Annotated in this window: 17 protein-coding genes; 8 read left to right on the top strand and 9 right to left on the bottom strand. The window is 72.5% G+C overall.

The annotated features are described in order from the left end of the window. Nucleotides 1-12 precede the first annotated feature (12 nt). The gene (locus FHX82_RS19840; protein ID WP_229880634.1) at nt 13-1,251 is read left to right on the top strand and encodes an FAD-dependent monooxygenase; all 1,239 of its coding nucleotides are present in this window, start codon (nt 13-15) and stop codon (nt 1,249-1,251) included. Here the strand turns inward: FHX82_RS19840 and FHX82_RS19845 are convergent. The 5 genes from FHX82_RS19845 to FHX82_RS19865 all read right to left on the bottom strand — a co-directional run bounded on the left by FHX82_RS19845 (nt 1,248) and on the right by FHX82_RS19865 (nt 7,322). After that, nucleotides 1,248-2,165, bottom strand: coding sequence for a phosphotransferase (locus FHX82_RS19845; protein WP_145937872.1), 918 nt, complete (start codon nt 2,163-2,165; stop codon nt 1,248-1,250). The two genes, FHX82_RS19840 and FHX82_RS19845, sit on opposite strands and share 4 nt — an antisense overlap. 87 nt (nt 2,166-2,252) lie before the next feature. Beyond that, a complete protein-coding gene (locus FHX82_RS19850; RefSeq protein WP_222425991.1) occupies nt 2,253-3,434 on the bottom strand; it encodes an RNA polymerase sigma factor in 1,182 nt (393 codons plus the stop codon). A gap of 5 nt (nt 3,435-3,439) precedes the next feature. Then, entirely contained in the window at nt 3,440-3,781 is a 342-nt protein-coding gene (locus FHX82_RS19855) for a YciI family protein (RefSeq protein WP_145937870.1), read from the bottom strand. 118 nt (nt 3,782-3,899) lie between these two features. Then, nucleotides 3,900-6,758, bottom strand: coding sequence for an aconitate hydratase (locus tag FHX82_RS19860; protein ID WP_145937869.1), 2,859 nt, complete (start codon nt 6,756-6,758; stop codon nt 3,900-3,902). A 201-nt stretch (nt 6,759-6,959) separates the two neighbouring features. Then, the gene (locus tag FHX82_RS19865; protein ID WP_145937868.1) at nt 6,960-7,322 is read right to left on the bottom strand and encodes a MerR family transcriptional regulator; all 363 of its coding nucleotides are present in this window, start codon (nt 7,320-7,322) and stop codon (nt 6,960-6,962) included. 104 nt (nt 7,323-7,426) lie between these two features. Between FHX82_RS19865 and FHX82_RS19870 the strand changes: the two genes are divergently transcribed. After that, a complete protein-coding gene (locus FHX82_RS19870) occupies nt 7,427-7,762 on the top strand; it encodes an EthD domain-containing protein (RefSeq protein WP_183176712.1) in 336 nt (111 codons plus the stop codon). 1 nt (nt 7,763) lies between these two features. Here FHX82_RS19870 and FHX82_RS19875 read toward each other — a convergent pair whose 3' ends face one another. Then, nucleotides 7,764-9,113 carry a flagellar basal body-associated FliL family protein gene (locus FHX82_RS19875; protein WP_145936239.1) on the bottom strand — a complete coding sequence of 450 codons (1,350 nt, stop codon included), beginning with the start codon at nt 9,111-9,113 and terminating at the stop codon, nt 7,764-7,766. Then, nucleotides 9,110-9,577, bottom strand: coding sequence for a hypothetical protein (locus FHX82_RS19880; RefSeq protein WP_221216172.1), 468 nt, complete (start codon nt 9,575-9,577; stop codon nt 9,110-9,112). Before FHX82_RS19880 ends, FHX82_RS19875 begins: the two co-directional genes overlap by 4 nt. 163 nt (nt 9,578-9,740) lie before the next feature. On the opposite strand from FHX82_RS19880, the gene FHX82_RS19885 reads away from it, so the two are divergent. The 5 genes from FHX82_RS19885 (at nt 9,741) to FHX82_RS19905 (ending at nt 14,705) form a co-directional block, all read left to right on the top strand. Next, nucleotides 9,741-11,075, top strand: coding sequence for a C40 family peptidase (locus FHX82_RS19885; protein WP_145936238.1), 1,335 nt, complete (start codon nt 9,741-9,743; stop codon nt 11,073-11,075). A 9-nt stretch (nt 11,076-11,084) separates the two neighbouring features. Continuing rightward, on the top strand, nt 11,085-11,630 hold the full coding sequence (mobA, locus tag FHX82_RS19890; RefSeq protein WP_145936237.1) for a molybdenum cofactor guanylyltransferase: 546 nt from the start codon (nt 11,085-11,087) through the stop codon (nt 11,628-11,630). Between the two features lie 82 nt (nt 11,631-11,712). Next, entirely contained in the window at nt 11,713-12,780 is a 1,068-nt protein-coding gene (locus FHX82_RS19895) for an AAA family ATPase (RefSeq protein WP_145936236.1), read from the top strand. Nucleotides 12,781-12,783: 3 nt separating this feature from the next. Further along, nucleotides 12,784-13,728: a DUF58 domain-containing protein gene (locus tag FHX82_RS19900; protein ID WP_145936235.1), complete on the top strand. Its 945-nt coding sequence runs from the start codon at nt 12,784-12,786 to the stop codon at nt 13,726-13,728. Then, complete coding sequence (locus FHX82_RS19905; RefSeq protein ID WP_145936234.1) at nt 13,725-14,705, top strand: VWA domain-containing protein; 981 nt, start codon at nt 13,725-13,727, stop codon at nt 14,703-14,705. Before FHX82_RS19900 ends, FHX82_RS19905 begins: the two co-directional genes overlap by 4 nt. Nucleotides 14,706-14,712: 7 nt before the next feature. Here the strand turns inward: FHX82_RS19905 and FHX82_RS19910 are convergent, their stop codons facing one another. Further along, complete coding sequence (locus FHX82_RS19910; protein WP_145936233.1) at nt 14,713-15,438, bottom strand: SDR family oxidoreductase; 726 nt, start codon at nt 15,436-15,438, stop codon at nt 14,713-14,715. 94 nt (nt 15,439-15,532) lie between these two features. On the opposite strand from FHX82_RS19910, the gene FHX82_RS19915 reads away from it, so the two are divergent. After that, entirely contained in the window at nt 15,533-16,369 is an 837-nt protein-coding gene (locus FHX82_RS19915) for a LysR family transcriptional regulator (protein ID WP_145936232.1), read from the top strand. Nucleotides 16,370-16,373: 4 nt separating this feature from the next. Here the strand turns inward: FHX82_RS19915 and FHX82_RS19920 are convergent, their stop codons facing one another. After that, nucleotides 16,374-17,978: a long-chain fatty acid--CoA ligase gene (locus FHX82_RS19920; RefSeq protein WP_229880636.1), complete on the bottom strand. Its 1,605-nt coding sequence runs from the start codon at nt 17,976-17,978 to the stop codon at nt 16,374-16,376. Nucleotides 17,979-18,015 lie beyond the last annotated feature (37 nt).

Genomic DNA, 18,015 nt, shown 5'->3' on the forward strand with positions numbered 1-18,015 from the left:
GGGGTGGGCACGGTGACCGGACGGGTACTCGTCGTCGGCATGGGAGTCAGCGGGATCGCCACCGCGGCGCGGCTGCGGAAAGCCGGGTGGCAGCCGGTGCTCGTGGAACGGGCGGCGGCCCGGCGGGACGGGGGCTACTTCATCGTCCTCTTCGGAGCCGGGCAGGCGGCCGCGGCCCGGCTGGGGATGCTGGACGCCCTCCACGACCGCGCCCCGGCCACGCGGAAGCTCGACGTCGAACGCGACGGCACCAGCCGCCCTGGAATGTCCTTTTCGGACCTTCCCGGCCACCCGTGGACGATGCTGCGCGGGGACATCGAGGCGGCCGCGTTCGCCATCCTGCCCGGCGACGTGGAGATCCGGTACTCGACGGTGCCCACCGCGATCGAGCAGGACGCGGACGGCGTGGACGTGACGTTGCTCGACACCGCGGCGGGCACGTCGGTGACCGAACGGTTCGACCTCGTCGTCGGCGCGGACGGGCTGCGCTCGACGGTGCGGGAGCTGGTGTTCGGCCCGCACGAGCGGTACCTGCGGCGGCTGGGCTACATGATCAGCGCGTTCGAGTTCCCCGGCACGCCGGCCGGTCTCGAACCCGGCCAGGCGGTGACCCTGCTCGAACCGGGCCGCGCGATGTGGGTGTTCGCCTACCGCGACCACGACCCGACGGTCCTGGTGACCTACCGCACCGACGACGTCGACGCGGAGTTCCGCCGGCCGCCCGCGGAGAGGTTCCGGGCCGTCTTCGGCCCGCAGGCGCTGGGCAGCACCCTGGGTGCGGTGATCGACGCGGCCGAGGACGCCGGGGAGATCCTGTTCGACTCGGCGGAGCAGGTCCGGATGGACCGCTGGTACTCCGGTCGCGTGGTCCTCATGGGGGACGCCGCCTGGTGCGTGACCCTGTACGCGGGCATGGGCGTCTCGTCGGGGCTCGTGGGCGCGGAGCTGCTCGGCACGCTGCTGGAACGCCATCCGGGCGACCTCGGCACGGCGCTGGCGGAGTGGGAACGGGGTCTGCGGCCGTACCTCGACCACTACGCCGAGGGCGCGGCGGCCGACCGCAGGATCTTCGTGGTGGACAGCGCGCTGGAGATCCGGTTCCGGCGCGCGGTGCCGTGGCTGCGCCGGTTCCGGCTGGGCAGGCGGCTGGTCGACCGGCTCGTGCGGATCGACGAGATCGCGAAGTACAAGAACGCGGACATCGTGGGCGAGGTGCTGGGCGAGCCGCTGGAGCAGGCCGCCGCTCTTTAGGCGTTCGCCCGGCGGAGGCGCTCGGCGGCCTGTGCCCGCAGCGCGTCGCCGCACAGCGGGGCGGCGTCGTGCAGTACCTCCCACCGGGCGTGGTGGGCGGCAGGCCACAGGCTCGCCGCCCACGCCACCTCCCGCTCCTGCGGGGTGAAGGCACGACCCCGGAAATCCTGGTACGCCACCAGGAACGCCTCGGAGCTCTCGACGGGCGCCAGCGTTGCCGGTGCGGCACCGGCGAAACCCCCGCTCGCCGCTCCGGCCAGCGCGGCTTCCGGCTGCCACGCCAGGCTGTCCCAGTCGTGCACGGTCCACACCCGCGGCCCGTGCCACCGGAGGTTCTGCGCCTCGAAGTCGCCGTGCCCCAGCACGTTCGGCAGGCCGGCGGCCAACAACCGCTTACGCACCCGCTCCGCCGTGGCGACGACGTGCGCGGGCACGGCGCTCTGGTCCCGCTCGTCGAAGGACGGGATCGACGGCCACACCCCGGGATCCTCGTGGTCCCAGCGGATCCAGCGCGGGTTGGGCAGCGGCGGCGGCACGCGCACGCCGGCGAGGGAGGCCATCAGCAGGGCGAACACCTCGGCGTACCGCACGGCCACGCCGGGGGAGTCGCCACGCAGGACGTCCCCGCCGGGCCGGAACTCCTCGGCGTGCACGGCCAGCGACCCGACGGCGACGGCCGGCGTGAGCGGTCGCGCACAAGGAAACCCGCGCTCGGCGAGCGCCGCCTGCGCCGCGACACAAGCCCCGGCGCGCCCGTCGTCGTCCCGCGCCTTGACCACGACGTCCGAACGGCCCAGCCGGAGCCCGAACACCTCCGACATCTGGCGTAGCCGGAACACCACCGCGACCGGCTCGCCACCCAGGTGCTCCCGGCACCAGGGCGCCAGCCAGTCGGGGAGGTGATCCTGCGGCACGGTCACCACCGTAGCCACCCGGCCCGGTGTCGTCGGTTCCGGGATCGACGGAACGCCCTGCCCCTTCCCGGAGGGCGCTTCGCCGTTTCACCACTGCAGTCGCTGGGTCAGCACGTCCTGCTCGGCCGGGTTGGCCGTCAGCGCGAGTGCGCGGAGGTTGGCGTCACGAGCCTCGCCGTGGCGGCCGAGTTCCCGCAGCAGCTCGGCGCGGGTGGCGTGGAAGAGGTGGTAGCGGTCCAGACCCGAGATCGCGTCCACTTCGGACAGTGCGGCGGCCACGCCCTCGGTGTACCGCAGGGCGATCGCCCGGTGCAGCCGCGTCACGGGCGAGGGCGCGTAGCGCAGCAACAGCTCGTAGAGCAAGACGATCTGGGGCCAGTCCGTGTCCTCCCAGCAGGCGGCTTCCGCGTGGCACGCCACAATCGCCGCCTGGAGCTGGTACTGGCCGGGTCGCCTGAGCCGTCCCGCCCTGGTGAGCAGCCGGATCGCCGAGCCGATCGCCTCCCGGTCCCAGCGGCTCCGGTCCTGGTCCCGCAGCAACAACAGGCCGCCGTCGGCGTCGAACCGCCCGCCCGCCCGCGCGCGGTGCAGCCGGATGAGGGCGAGCAGGCCCAGCACTTCCGCCTCACGGGGCATCAGGTCCGCCAGCGAAGCCGCGAGCCACTCGGCGTCGGCGGTCAGGTCGCGGGAGTGCGGCTGTGTGGTGCCGAGGTACCCCTCGTTGCACAGCAGGTAGATCACCCGGAGCACCCCGTCGAGCCGCTCACCCAGCTCGTCGTCGGCGGGCAGGCGGTACGGGATGACGGCCGCGGTGATCTTGCGTTTCGCCCGTGTGATCCGCTGTGCCATCGTCGTCTCCGGCACCAGGAACGCCCGCGCGAGCTGTGCCGTGGTCAGCCCGCAGACGGTTTTGAGCGTCAGCGCGACGCGGGCCTGCGGCGCCAGCGCCGGGTGACAGCAGGTGAACAGCAACCCCAGCTTCTCCGCCGGGTCCGGCGGGCCGGGATCGGCCAGCAGCGCGAGCTTGTCGCGGAGCCGGGCCTGGCGGCGCAGCACGTCCAGCCCCCGGCGGCGGGCGACGGTGAACAGCCAGGCGTCCGGCCGGTCCGGGATGCCCTCCACGGGCCAGCGTTCGAGCGCGGCGAGCACCGCGTCGGCCACCACGTCCTCGGCAGCGGCGAAGTCGCCCAGCAGTTCGACGAGCGCGGTCGCGAGCCGGCCCGCGTGGTCGCGCACCACGCGGGCCAGCGTGTCCTCCGCGTCCGGCACCGGTTTCAGAAGGCGATCGGCCGGATCTCGACGAGCGGGCAGCCGGGCCAGCCAAGGGCCATCCGCAGCGCCTCGTCGAGGTCGGGCACGTCGACCTCGACGTAGCCGCTGACGACCTCCTTGCCCTCGACAAACGGGCCGTCCGTGATCACGGGCTCACCCTCACCGAGCCGGATCGAGGTCGCGGTGTCCGGTTCGGCGAGCTTCGCGTTGTGCGTGATCCGGTCCGAGTGCTCCGCCAGCCACGCCATCACCCGGCCCGTGGCGGCCTCACGCTCGGCCTCGTCCATCGCCTCCCAGTCCTTCTCCCACTGTTCGGTCTCGCAGAACAACATCAGGTACTTCATGCGGTACCACCTCCTGCCCTGTAGACGAACGGGGATCGCCCCGATTCGACACCGGCAGGCGGCAAAAGAAAAGCGCCGCGAGCCCATCCGGGCCCGCGGCGCTTCCCGCCTCACCGGATCAGGCGCGGGTCATCTTGCGCAGCACGTACTGCAGGATGCCGCCGTTGCGGTAGTAGTCCGCCTCGCCCGGGGTGTCGATCCGGACGACCGCGTCGAACTCCACCTTGCCGCCGTCGGACTTCGTCGCGGTGACGTGGACCGTCCGCGGGGTCTCACCCTCGTTGAGCTTGGTGATGCCCGCGATGTCGAACGTCTCCGTGCCGTCGAGGCCCAGCGACGCCGCCGACTCGCCCTGCGGGAACTGCAGCGGGATGACGCCCATGCCGATCAGGTTCGACCGGTGGATGCGCTCGAACGACTCCGCGATCACCGCGCGCACGCCCAGCAGCCGGGTGCCCTTCGCCGCCCAGTCGCGCGACGAGCCGGAGCCGTACTCCTTGCCGCCCAGCACGACCAGCGGGGTGCCGGCCTGCGCGTAGTTCTGCGCCGCGTCGTAGATGAACGCCTGCGGGGCGCCCTCCTGCGTGAAGTCGCGCGTGTAGCCGCCCTGCACGCCGTCCAGCAGCAGGTTGCGCAGCCGGATGTTGGCGAAGGTGCCGCGGATCATCACCTCGTGGTTGCCGCGCCGCGACCCGTACGAGTTGAAGTCCTTGCGCTCGATGCCGTGCTCCTTGAGGTACTTCCCGGCCGGGGAGTCCTCCTTGATCGCACCGGCGGGCGAGATGTGGTCAGTGGTGACCGAGTCGCCCAGCAGCGCCAGCACCCGCGCGTCGGCGATGTCCTCGACCGGCGAGGGCTCCGGCTGCATGCCCTCGAAGTACGGGGGCTTGCGCACGTAGGTGGACTCGGGGTCCCACGCGAAGGTCTTGCCCTCCGGCGTCGGCAGCGACTTCCAGCGCTCGCCGCCGTCGAACACGTCCGCGTAGTCCTTGGAGAACATCTCCTGCGTGATCGCGGAGTCGATGGTCTCCTGGATCTCCTGCGGCGACGGCCAGATGTCGCGCAGGAACACGTCGTTGCCCTGCTCGTCGCGGCCCAGCGGCTCGTTCTCGAAGTCGAAGTCCATCGTGCCGGCCAGCGCGTACGCGATCACCAGCGGCGGCGAGGCCAGGTAGTTCATCTTCACGTCGGGGTTGATCCGGCCCTCGAAGTTCCGGTTGCCCGACAACACCGACACGACGCTCAGGTCGTTCTCCTGCACCGCGGCCGAGATCTCGTCGGGCAGCGGGCCGGAGTTGCCGATGCACGTGGTGCAGCCGTAGCCGACCAGGTGGTAGCCCAGCTTCTCCAGGTACGGCCAGAGCCCGGCCTTCTCGTAGTAGTCGGTGACGACCTGCGAGCCTGGCGCCATCGACGTCTTGACCCACGGCTTGACCGACAGGCCCCGGTTCACCGCGTTGCGGGCGAGCAGCGCGGCGGCCAGCATCACCGACGGGTTGGAGGTGTTGGTGCACGAGGTGATCGACGCGATCACGACGTGGCCGTGGTCGAGCTCGAACTCGCCGCGCTCGGGCGAGGTGACCTTGACCTTCTTCGACGGGCGGCCGGAGACCGGCGCGTGCGCCTGCTGCTCCTCGGACCCGCCGTTCGCCGAGGGGGAGTAGGCGGGCGCGTCACTGGCCGGGAACGACTCCGACGACGACTCGTCCACTCCGGACAGCACGCCCTGCGGCTGCTCCTGCTGCGGCACGCCGGGCTTGCGCTCGGCGCTGCCGGTGACCTCGGCGGGCACGTAGTCGGCGAGCGACTCGCGGAAGCCCTCCTTCGCCCGGACCAGCTCGATGCGGTCCTGCGGGCGCTTCGGGCCCGCGATCGACGGCACCACGGTGGACAGGTCCAGCTCGAGGTACTCGGAGTAGGTGGCCTCGTGCGCCGGGTCGTGCCAGAGGCCCTGCTCCTTGGCGTACGCCTCGACCAGCGCCAGCTGCTCGGCCGAGCGGCCGGTGAGCTTCAGGTAGCGCAGGGTCTCCTCGTCGATCGGGAAGATCGCCGCGGTGGAGCCGAACTCGGGGCTCATGTTGCCGATGGTGGCGCGGTTGGCCAGCGGCACCGCGGCGACGCTCTCGCCGTAGAACTCGACGAACTTGCCGACCACGCCGTGCTGGCGCAGCATCTGCGTGATCGTGAGCACCACGTCGGTGGCGGTCACGCCGGCCGGGATCTCACCGGTGAGCTTGAAGCCGACGACGCGCGGGATGAGCATCGACACCGGCTGGCCGAGCATCGCGGCCTCGGCCTCGATGCCGCCGACGCCCCAGCCCAGCACGCCGAGGCCGTTGACCATCGTGGTGTGCGAGTCGGTGCCCACCACCGTGTCGGGGTACGCCTGGCCGCCCCGGGACATGACGGTGCGGGCCAGGTACTCGATGTTGACCTGGTGCACGATGCCGGTGCCGGGCGGGACCACCTTGAACTCGTCGAAGGCGCCCTGGCCCCAGCGCAGGAACTGGTAGCGCTCGCGGTTGCGCTCGTACTCGATCTCGACGTTGCGCTCGAACGCGTCGGCCCGGCCGAACACGTCGATGATCACCGAGTGGTCGATGACCAGCTCGGCGGGGGCCAGCGGGTTCACCTTGTCCGGGTCGCCGCCCAGGTCGGTGACCGCCTCGCGCATCGTCGCCAGGTCCACCACGCACGGCACGCCGGTGAAGTCCTGCATCACCACGCGGGCGGGCGTGAACTGGATCTCGATGGACGGGTCGGCGGTCGCGTCCCAGTCGCCGAGCGCGCGGATGTGCTCGGCGGTGATGTTCGCGCCGTCCTCGGTGCGCAGCAGGTTCTCGAGCAGGATCTTGAGGCTGTAGGGCAGCCGTTCGGAGCCCTTCACCTTGTCCAGGCGGAACACCTCGTACGAGTTGTCGCCTACCTGCAGGGTGTCGCGGGCGCCGAAGCTGTCCTTGCTGGCTGGTGCGGTCACGTCTGTCTCCAGGGGGCTGGGACGCCGCCGCGCGGTGGTGCCCTTGGCGGCGTCCCGGTCGTCAGTCGGGTCTTTGAAGCGAGTCTCGCGCACGCGCACGACGTCCGCAGACGTGGGGACGGCGCAGGCTCCCTACGAGCCAAACAGTACGCTTGTCCTTTTTTGCTGGCAAGCGCGACACACCCCTGGTCCGCTGTGACCTCAGGCGTGCTCCGCCAGATAGTTCCGGTTGGCGTCCATCAGGTCGTCGAGCGCGGCGCGAGCCGCGGTGAGGCTGTCGATGGCGAGCGAGAGCCGCTCCCGTTCACGCCGCATGGCCGCGAGCGCGCGCTCGGCCCCGGGCCTGCTGGGTTCCGCCATGCACGGCACCAGTTCGGCGATGGTGTGGCTGGGCAGCCCTGCGGACAGGAACGCCCGGATGAGTTCGACGCGCCGGACGTGCTCCTCGTCGTAGTGCCGCTGCCCGCTGGGCGCCCGGACGCTGGCCAGCAGCCCCTGTTGCTCGTAGTAGCGCAGGGAGCGCTGGCTGACGCCGGTCCGCTTCGACAACTCGCCGATCCGCATCGTTCCCCCCGGCTGTGCCCTGTGTCACGCGGGCTTGCCTTTGACATGAATGTCAACTTTTAGCGTAGCCCGGTTAGCACAGGCAGGGGTGCAGGAGAAAGCCGATGATCAAGTTCGTGTACCTGGTCGACCGCGTTCCGGGCATGACCTTCGAGGAGTTCGTCGCGTACCACCGGGAGCACCACGCTCCGCTGTTCACCTCAATCCCGGAAGCCCGGCGGTACGTCAGGCGCTACACCGTCTCCCACCCGGTGCCCGCCCCCGGCTACCCCGGCCCGGCCTGCGACGGCGTCACCGAGATCTGGTTCGACAGCTGGGCCGATCACGACGCGTTCTTCGGGTCGGCGAACTACCGGGAGCTGGTGAACCCGGACGAGTCCAGGTTCATCGACCTCGGTTCCGTGCGCACGGTCGTCACGGACGAGAAGGTGGTGCTGTGACCTACCCGGCCGCGTGGAGCAGGGCGGTGATGTCGCCGGGCTGGAGGCTGCGCAGGATCGTCATGCCCTGTTCGGTGAGCGTGCGGACGGGGCTGACGTAGTACTTGCCGTCCACCTTCGTGGTGACGACACCGACGCCCTGGCGCAGGATCCCGCTGCTGAGGTGCTTGAGCACGTCACGCACCGCGGTGGGCAGCTCGCCCGCCTCGCTCTCGATCTGGTCGGCCAGCTCGTCGGCGCACAGCCGCTGCGTCCGGCCCTCGCCGGTGACCTCGTAGCAGTCGTCGGTGCGGGTCACCGAGTACGTGCCGCCCGAGGGGTCCTGCAGCTTCAGCGACGTCAGCGTGGCCCGGGTGCCGCCGGTGACGTCCGAGGTCGCGGTCTGCAGGTCCAGCACCTTCGCGCCGGTGGGCTCGGCCTGGCCCTTCGCCGCGTCGACGAGCGCGGGGCCGGCGTCGTGCAGCACGCCCATCTCGTCCGGCGGCAGCAGCTCGATGACGCGCTGCACGTCGGCGTCGAGCCCGGCCTGCACCAGGTCCTTCACCGCGTCGTTGGCGGACGCCGCGCCGTTGGCCGGGATCGACGTCGACGGCCACTGCTCGCCCGCCTCCCGCAAGGCGTAGTCGGCGATCGTGTAGAGCAGGCTCGGGTACCACTCGCCGTCGACCTCGACGGTCGCGATGCGCACCGGCTCGCCGCTCTTGCGGACCTCCTGGCCGATGTCGATGGTCTCGGTCTGCTGCCCGGACTTCGGCGTGTCCGGCAGCTCGCCGAGGAACTGCTTCGCGAGCGGGAGCTTGCTGAAGTCACTGTTCACGGTCAGCGTGCCGCCGGTGAGCTTGGTGATCGTGACGTGGCCGTTGACCTTCTGGGCCCCGGCCTCGTCGAACGTCAGGTTCTGCGACGTGACCTTGATACCGGACAGCGCGTTCGGGTCGGCGTTGCCGTCGAGCACGCCGAGGCGCTTGAGCTCGGCGGTACCGTCGTTCACCGGATCGGTGAACAGCGCGGCCTCGGCGGGCGCGAGGCTGTCGAGCACGCCGACGAGGTCACCGTTGCCGAGCGAGCCGGTGAGCTTCAGCGCCGCCTCGGTGGGCGTGTCGGAGCCCGAGCCACCCTGCGCCAGCAGGTACCACGTGGTTCCGCCCCCGGCCACCGCGACCAGGGCGATGACCAGCCCGATGATCAGCCCGCGGCGGCGCTTGCGCGGCGGCTGCTGCGGCACGCCGTAGCCCGGCTGCGGCGGGGGATAGCCGTAGCCCGGCTGCTGCTGGGGCGGATAGCCCTGCTGCGGCTGCTGGTACGGCTGTGGCTGCTGCTGCCACGGGCCGGGCTGCTCGGGCGTGGTCAAGGGTGGCCCCCAGTTCTCGCGGTCGTCGGGTGGTGGCGCGCCGCGGCCCGGAACAGGACCGAGGCGAGCGCGCCGGCCAGCGCGAGGCTCGCGCCGGCCAGGGTGGTGGCGGGGCCGGCCGGGGAGATCCCGATCGGCCCGTCACCGCTTCGGACGACAGCGAGCAGCGCGACGGTTCCCACGAAAGTCGCGAAGAGACCCGTGACTGTTGCAGCCGTTCGAGTGACCCCGAGCACTAACAGGCCCAGGCAGACCGCCGTCACGAGCGGCACGGCGACCCACGCGTGCAGCACCGCCCGCAGGGCCGGGGCACCCGAGAGCGCGAGCCGCCCGGCGACGTCGGCGGCCTGGTAGCTGTGCCGCTCGACGGCGCCGGAGTGGAACCAGGGCAGGAAGGTGCCCGCGACCAGCACGGCGAGGCCGAGTGCGGCCACCACCGCGGGGATCCGCCGGAAGCCGGCCATGAGTCTCCTTCCACGCCGGGGATGTCCTCTTCGGACGCTGGATCGGCTGAAAAAGGTCCCCCGGACGGGCAATTGTTTCACCAGTGAAGGAAGTTCCTGGTGGTACTTCTGATACGACTGTGACGCAAGGGTGGGGAGTTGTCTCAGTGGTCGGAGGTGGCAGGTGGGCACGAACACGCCCGCGCGGGGGTCCCGCTGGACGGCTGCCGGGGTGCTGGCGCTGGTCATCGGGCTGGGGATCGGGGGCACCGCCGCGGCCGTGCCGCCCCCGCCCGCCAACCCGAGCGACTCCGAGATCAGCTCCAGCCAGGCGCAGGCCGACGCCAAGGCGGGCGAGGTCGGGCAGCTGACCAACCGGCTCGCCGAGGCCGAGGCCCGGCTGTCGGACCTGCAGGACCAGGTCGAGCTGAAGATGGAGGAGGCCAACAAGGCACTCGTCGACCAGCAGACCGCGCAGGACGCCGCCGACCAGGCCCAGGCCGACGCCGACGCCGCGCGGCGCGAGTCCGACGCCGCGGCCCAGCAGATCGAGACCGCCCGCGCCCAGCTCGACGCGTTCATCGCCGGCAGCTACCAGCAGGGCAGCACGATCGGCTCCATCTCCGCCTACCTCGACTCCAGCAGCCCGCGGGACCTGCTCGCGCGGGCCCAGCTGCTGTCCTCGGTGAGCGGGAGCCAGCTCAACGCGCTGGAGCTGATGGAGCAGGCGCAGACCGACAAGTCCAACAAGGACGCCGCCGCCCGCGCCGCGCTGGAGCGGGCCCGGCAGAAGCGGGCGGCGGCCGAGCAGGCGAAGCGCACCGCCGACGCCGCGCAGGCCACCGCCGTGCAGGCCCAGCAGAACCAGGCCGCGCAGACCGCGGCGCTGGAGTCGGACCGCAACGCCGTCGAGCAGCAGCTGTACGACGCGCAGCAGCGGGTCGCGGGCCTGCAGGGGCAGCGGCAGCGCTACGAGGACTGGGTCGCGCAGAAGCAGCGCGAGGAGGACGAGCAGGCGCGGCAGGCCGCGCTCGCCGCGAGCAAGGGGAGCTCGGGTGGTGGCGGCGGGGGTTCCGCACAGCCGGTGTCCGGTTCGGCGTCCGCGATCATCGAGCGGGCGATCGCGCGGGCCATGTCCCAGCTGGGCATGCCGTACGCGTGGGGCGGCGGCAACGCGAGCGGCCCCACGCGCGGCATCCACGACGGCGGGGTGGCCGACTACTACGGCGACTACCGCAAGATCGGGTTCGACTGCTCCGGCCTGATGATCTACGCCTACGGCGGCGCGGTGGCGCTGCCGCACTACAGCGGTTACCAGTACGACGTGGGCCGCAAGGTGCCGCTGTCCCAGATCCGCCGCGGCGACCTGCTGTTCTGGGGTCGCAGCGGCATCCACCACGTCGCGCTGTACCTCGGGAACGGGATGATGATCGAGGCGCCGGAGTCGGGAATGGTCGTGCGGGTCGCGCCGGTGCGCTACGGCGACATCCTGCCGTACGCGGCCCGCGTGGTGGGCTAGCCTTCCCGGATGGGGAAGCTCGCCGGGATCGTGCTCGCCGGCGGTGCCGCGCGGCGGATGTCCGGTGTGGACAAACCGATGCTGGAGGTCCGCGGCAGGTCCTTGCTGCGGCGGTCGGTCGACGCCCTTGCCGCGGCGTCCCCGGTCGTCGTGGTCGGGCCCGAGCGCGACGGTTTTCCCGGGGTGCGCTGGACGCGGGAGGACCCGCCGGGCGGGGGACCGGTGGCCGCGCTCGCGGCCGGGCTCGCGGTGGCGGGCGACGCGGAGCTGGTGGCCGTGCTGGCCGGGGATCTCGCCGCGGTCACGCCGTCCACTGTGGAGCGTCTGGTCGCCGCTGTCGAGGCCGACGGAGCCGTCGTGGTGGACGCCGGAGGGCGGCGCCAGTGGCTGCTCGGGGTGTGGCGCACGGCCCGGCTGCGGTCGGTGCTCCCGGCCGGGCCCGCGGGCGTCTCGTTGCGGTCCGTGTTCGGCGCCCTGCGTGTCGCGGAGGTGCCGGAGCGCGACGGCGAGGCCGCGGACGTCGACACGCCCGAAGATCGACTACGGCATTCGTGAAGCTCACAGCCCTCACACCGGCGCCGGTATGTACTACCGATACGGTCGCACGGGAGAGGCGAACGTGAGCGAGGAGGGAACCGTGACCGAGCCCGGCTACGCCGAGGGCACCAACGGGCGGCAGGCCGCGACTCCGGCCGGTGACGGCCAGCTGCTGGAGCGGACCGTCTTCGAGGTCAAGCGGGTGATCGTCGGACAGGACCGGCTCGTCGAGCGGTTGCTGGTCGGCCTGCTGGCCAAGGGTCACCTGCTGCTGGAGGGCGTGCCCGGCGTGGCGAAGACCCTCGCGGTGGAGACGTTCGCGCGGGTCGTCGGCGGCACGTTCTCGCGCGTGCAGTTCACCCCCGACCTGGTGCCCGCCGACATCCTCGGCACCCGGATCTACCGCCAGGGCAGCGAGAAGTTCGACGTCGAGCTCGGCCCCGTGGTGGCCAACTTCGTGCTCGCCGACGAGATCAACCGCGCCCCGGCGAAGGTGCAGTCGGCGATGCTCGAGGTGATGGCCGAGCGGCACGTGTCCATCGGCGGGAAGACGTTCCCGATGCCCGACCCGTTCCTGGTGCTCGCCACGCAGAACCCGATCGAGAACGAGGGCGTGTACCCGCTGCCGGAGGCGCAGCGCGACCGGTTCCTGTTCAAGATCGTCGTCGACTACCCGACGGCGGAGGAGGAGCGGGAGATCATCTACCGGATGGGGGTCACCCCGCCGGAGCCGCACGAGGTGCTCAGCCCGGCGGAGCTGGTGCGGCTGCAGGGCGTGGCGTCGAAGGTGTTCGTGCACCACGCGCTGGTCGACTACGTCGTGCGGCTCGTGCTGACCACCCGCACGCCCGCCGAGCACGGCCTCACCGACGTCGCGGGCTGGGTGTCCTACGGCGCCTCGCCGCGCGCGAGCCTCGGCATCATCGCCGCCGCGCGGGCGCTGGCGCTGGTGCGCGGGCGGGACTACGTGCTGCCGCAGGACGTGGTGGACGTCGTGCCGGACGTGCTGCGCCACCGGCTCGTGCTGTCGTACGACGCGCTGGCCGACGCCGTGCCGCTGGACCACATCATCAACCGCGTCCTGCAGACGGTGCCGCTGCCGCAGGTCTCGGCCCGCCCCCAGGCCGGGCCCGGCCAGCCCGCCCCCATGGGCGCCGCGGGCTACTGAGAGATGGCGGGCGAGGACAAGGGCAGCAGGCCCGCGTGGGCGCCGCCGGTGCTGCGGGGCGACCGGCTCGAAGCCGGGCTGCGGACGCTGGAGCTGGACGTGCGGCGCCGGCTCGACGGGCTGCTGCAGGGCAACCACCTCGGCCTCGTGCCGGGGCCCGGGTCCGAACCGGGGGAGGCGCGGCCGTACCAGCCCGGTGACGACGTGCGCCGGATGGACTGGGCGGTCACCGCGCGCACCACCGTGCCGCACATCCGCGAGACGGTCGCCGACCGCGAGCTGGAGACGTGGGTGGCCGCGGACCTCTCGGCGAGCCTCGACTTCGGCACCGCGCTGTGCGAGAAGCGCGACCTGGCGCTGTGCGCGGTCGCCGCCATCGCGTACCTCACCGGGGGCGGCGGCAACCGGCTCGGCGCGGTGCTGTCGAACGGCGCGGACACCGTGCGCGTGCCCGCGCGCGGCGGCCGGCCGCACGCCCGGAGCCTGCTGCGCCGCATGGCCGAACTGCCCCGGGCGGCCGAAGGCACGCGCGGCGACCTCGCCGCGATCCTCGAACAGCTGCGCCGCCCGCCGCGGCGGCGCGGGCTCGCCGTCGTGGTGTCGGACTTCCTCGGCGGCCTGGAGTGGCAGCGCCCGCTGCGTGGCCTGGGCGCGCGGCACGAGCTGATCGCGATCGAGGTGCTCGACCCGCGGGACGTGGACCTGCCGGAGGTCGGCACCATCGTGCTCGCCGACCCGGAAAGCGGCCGGCAGCGCGAGGTGCACGCCTCCGCGCTGCTGCGCCGCGAGTTCGCCGCCGCCGCGCAGGCGCACCGCGAGCAGGTCGCCCGCGCGCTGCGCCAGGCCGGGGCTGCGCACCTGACGCTGCGCACCGACTCGGACTGGATCGCCGACACCGTCCGGTTCGTGGTGGCGCGCAAACGCCGGTGGTCGGGAGGGGCCGCGTGAGTCTCACCGGGTTCAGCGCCCCGTGGTGGTTCCTGCTGCTGCTCGTGGTGGCCGCCGTCGCCGTCGGTTACGTGCTCGCGCAGCGCGCCCGCCGCAAGCGCACGATGCGGTTCGCCAACCTGGCGTTGCTGGAACGGGTCGCGCCGCGGGCGCAGGGCTGGCCGCGGCACGTGCCCGCGGCGTTGCTGATCGTGGCGCTGCTGCTGCTCACGGTCGCGCTCGCCGGCCCGACCGCGGAGCAGAAGGTGCCGCGCAACCGGGCCACCGTGATGCTGGTGGTCGACGTGTCGCTGTCGATGGAGGCCACGGACGTCAAGCCCACCCGCATCAAGGCGGCCCAGGACGCGGCGACGCAGTTCGCGCAGGGGCTCACGCCGGGGATCAACCTGGGCCTGGTGTCGTTCGCGGGCACCGCGACCGTGCTCGTCGCGCCCACCACACAGCGGCAGAGCGTGGTGGCCGCGATCGACAACCTCAAGCTCGCCCAGTCCACCGCCACCGGTGAGGGGATCTACGCGGCTTTGCAGGCGGTGCAAGGGTTTTCGGCCGTCGTCGGCGGGGCCGAGGGGCCACCGCCCGCCCGCATCGTGCTGATGAGCGACGGCAAGCAGACGGTGCCCGAGGACCTCTACGCCCCGCGCGGCGCGTTCACCGCCGCGGAGGAGGCGAAGAAGGAGCAGGTCCCGATCTCGACGATCTCCTTCGGCACCAACCACGGCACGGTCACCATCGACGGCCGCGAGGTGCCGGTGGACGTCGACGACGGGTCGCTGCAGGAGGTCGCACGCCTGTCCGGCGGGGACTTCTACCAGGCGGGCTCGGCCGAGCAGCTCAAGGAGGTCTACGCGGACCTCGGCGAGCAGATCGGTTACGAGCTCAAGGAAGCCGACGCGAGCCGCCCGTGGGTGGTGCTCGGCACGCTGGCCCTCATCGCCGCGGCGGGCAGTGCGCTGTTCCTGGGACAGCGCCTGCCCTGAGGCGACGTCACCAGGGCACCACCCCGTCGTCCTCGAAGAAGCCGCCCGTCGGGCCGTCGTCGGGCAGTGTCGCGAGGTGGAGTGCGATCGCCGCGCCCTGTTCGGGGGTGCGCACGCCGCGGAAGCCGTTCAGGTCGGTCGCGCAGAAGCCCGGGCAGCCGGCGTTGATCAGGATGTTCGTGTCGCGCAGCTCCTTGGCGTACTGCACGGTGACGGCGTTGAGGAACGTCTTCGACGGCGCGTACGCGACGGCGATCGGGCCCGTCTCGGCGCCGGGCGTGCTCTGCCGCGTCAACGAGCCGACGCTGCTGGACATGTTCACGATCCGCGGCGACGCCGAGCGGCGCAGCAGCGGCAGCATCGCGTTGGTCACGCGGATGACGCCGTACACGTTGGTCTCCACCGCGGTCCGCACGGTCTCGATGTTCGCGGTGGTGGGCAGCTGGTCCATGCCGCCGGTCACGCCGGCGTTGTTGACGAGCACGTCGAGCCGTCCGGCGTGCTCCTCGACCAGCTTCGCGGCGGCGGTCACGCTCACGTCGTCGGTCACGTCGAGCGGCACGCCGAACGCGTCGACCCCGGCCGCGCGCAGCTTCTCCACCGCCGCCTCGCGCCGCCGGTCGTCCCGCGCGCCCACCCCGATGCTCCAGCCGAGCGTGCCCAGGCCCGCCGCGATCTCGTAGCCGATTCCCTTGTTCGCGCCGGTGACCAGCGCGGTCGTGTTCTCGTTCATGCCTCGATCCTGTCCCGGACCCCGCCGCGGCCTCCAACACCGATCGGGTCCGCGGCGATACCGCACCGGTATCGCTGCCGGTAGCGTGGAGAACGTGGAAACACGCGAGCTCCGGTACTTCGTCGCGGTCGCCGAGGAACTGCACTTCGGGCAGGCGGCCCGGCGGCTCGGCATCGCCCAGCCCCCGCTGTCGCGGGCGATCCAGCAGCTCGAACGCCGCCTCGGCGCGACGCTGCTGGAACGCACCAGCCGCGGGGTCACCCTCACCGAAGCGGGAGCGGTGCTGCTGCGCGAGGGCCGGGCGGCGCTCGACGCGGTGGACGCCGCCGACCGCCGCACCCGCCGCGCCGCCGGCCAGGGCGGCGTCGTCCTCGTCACGAAGGCCGGGGCGTCCGGGGAACTGCTGGCGAAGCTGCTCGACGCGTACGCCGCCGAACCCGGCGCGGTCCCCGTCGACGTGCTCCTGTGCGGGCCGGGCGAGCAGGAACGGCTGCTGCGCGACGGCCGGGCCGACGTCGCGCTGCTGCACCGGCCGTTCGACTCGACCACCGGGTTCGACGTCGAGGAGCTGACCACCGAAGGACAGGTCGTGGTCCTGCCCGCCGGGCACCCCCTCGCCTGCCGGACCTCCGTGCGGCTGGCCGAGATCAGCGAGCTGCCCGGCCTGCCGCTGCCGCGCTGGCCCCGCGCGGACGGCACGTCCCCCGACGGCCCCGGCCCGCGGGTGCGGGACAACGTGCAGCTGCTCCAGCTCGTCGCGCTCGGCCGCGCCTCGGTCGTGCTGCCGGAGTCGGTCCGGTCGCACCTGCGCGACGACGTCGCGGCGGTCCCGGTGCTGGACGCGCCGAAGGTCACGACGGTGATCGCGTGGCCGCCGCACAGCCGGTCGCTCGCCGTCGCCGGACTGGTCCGGGCCGCGACGCGCCTCTAGGAGGTCACCGGCCGAAGGTGGTGTAGAGGGACCGGAGCCGCTGTTTGGAGAACTTCCCGGTGGCGGTCCTGGGAATCTCGTCGCAGAAGAACACCTGGTCGGGCAGCCACCAGGAGGCCACCCGGCCCCGGAGGTGGTCGCGGACGTCCTCGGCGGTGAGCGTGGCCCCGGCGGCGGGCACCACGCAGGCCACCGGGCGTTCGCCCCACTTGTCGTCGGCCACCCCGATGACCGCGGCTTCGGCGACGCCGGGGTGGGCCATGATGGCGTTCTCCAGCTCCACCGAGGAGATCCACTCCCCGCCCGACTTCACGAGGTCCTTGGTGCGGTCGACGATGCGCACGTAGCCGTGGCGGTCGATGGTCGCCACGTCCCCGGTGCGCAGCCACCCGTCCTCGGTGAAGGCGGCGGTGCCGCCGTGCTCGCCGAAGTACCGGGCGGCGATGGTCGGTCCGGCGGCCTGCAGTTCGCCCGGGGTCCGGCCGTCCCACGGTGCCTCGCTCCCGTCCTCGCCGACGACGCGGACCTCCGTCAGGGGAACGGCGGGCCCCGGCGTGGCGAGCAACTCCCGCTGCTGCTCGGGGGTGAGGTGGTCGTGCGCGGTGGCTATCCGGGAGGTGGTGACCACCGGGCTGGTCTCGGTCATCCCCCAGGCGTTGGTCAGCGGCACGCCGATGGCCTCGTCGTAGGCGCGGGTGAGCGCCTCGTCGACCGCACCCCCACCGGAGACGATCTGCCGCACGGCGGACAGGTCGTGCCGGCCGAGCAGGGGCAGCAGGCCGCGCCACACGGTGGCGACCGCCGCGCCGAAGGTGACCCGGTGCCGGGCGAGCATGCCCGCCAGTTCCGGTGGGCTCATCGCCGGTCCGGGGAGCACGAGATCCGCTCCGCAGAGCATGGCGCTGTAGGGCAGGCCCCAGGCGTTGACGTGGAACATCGGCACGATCGGCATGACCACGTCGCGTTCGTTGATGCCGAAGGTGTCCACCATCAGCAGCAGGGCGGCGTGCAGCACCACCGAGCGGTGGCTGTAGAGCACGCCCTTGGGATCGCCGGTGGTACCCGAGGTGTAGCACAGCGCGGCGGCGGTGTTCTCGTCGTCGACCCCGAACTCCCGGCCGGTGTCGCCGGCCCGGGCGAGGAGTTCTTCGTAGTCGAGGACGCGGGGGTCGTCGGGGATCTCCGCGTCGCTCCCGTCGTCCATGACCACCACCGCGCGCACGGTGGTGAAGGTGCCGGCCAGCGGCCAGATGACGGGCAGGATCGAGCGGTCCACGAACAGCACGTCGTCGGCGGCGTCGTTGACGACGTAGCTGATCTGCTCACCGAAGAGCCGGTGGTTGACCGTGTGCAGCACGCGCCCGGTGCACGGCACGGCCAGGTACAGCTCGACGTGCCGGTGGCTGTTCCAGGCGAACGTGCCCACGCGGGCGCCCGCCGGCACGCCGAGTTCGTCGAGCGCGGCGGCCAGGCGCCGTACCCGCGCGCACACCTCGCCCCACGTCATGGTCGTCTCCCCGCCCACGCGGCCGGACACCACGCTCTTGTGCCCGAAGTAGCGTTCGACACGCCGGAAGACGTGCGGCAGGGACAGGGGACGGTCCTGCATCAAGCCGAGCATGCGGCACCCTTCTGTTCGGGGGATC

The sequence above is a fragment of the Amycolatopsis bartoniae genome, assembly GCF_014191255.1.
Lineage (GTDB): Bacteria > Actinomycetota > Actinomycetes > Mycobacteriales > Pseudonocardiaceae > Amycolatopsis_E > Amycolatopsis_E bartoniae.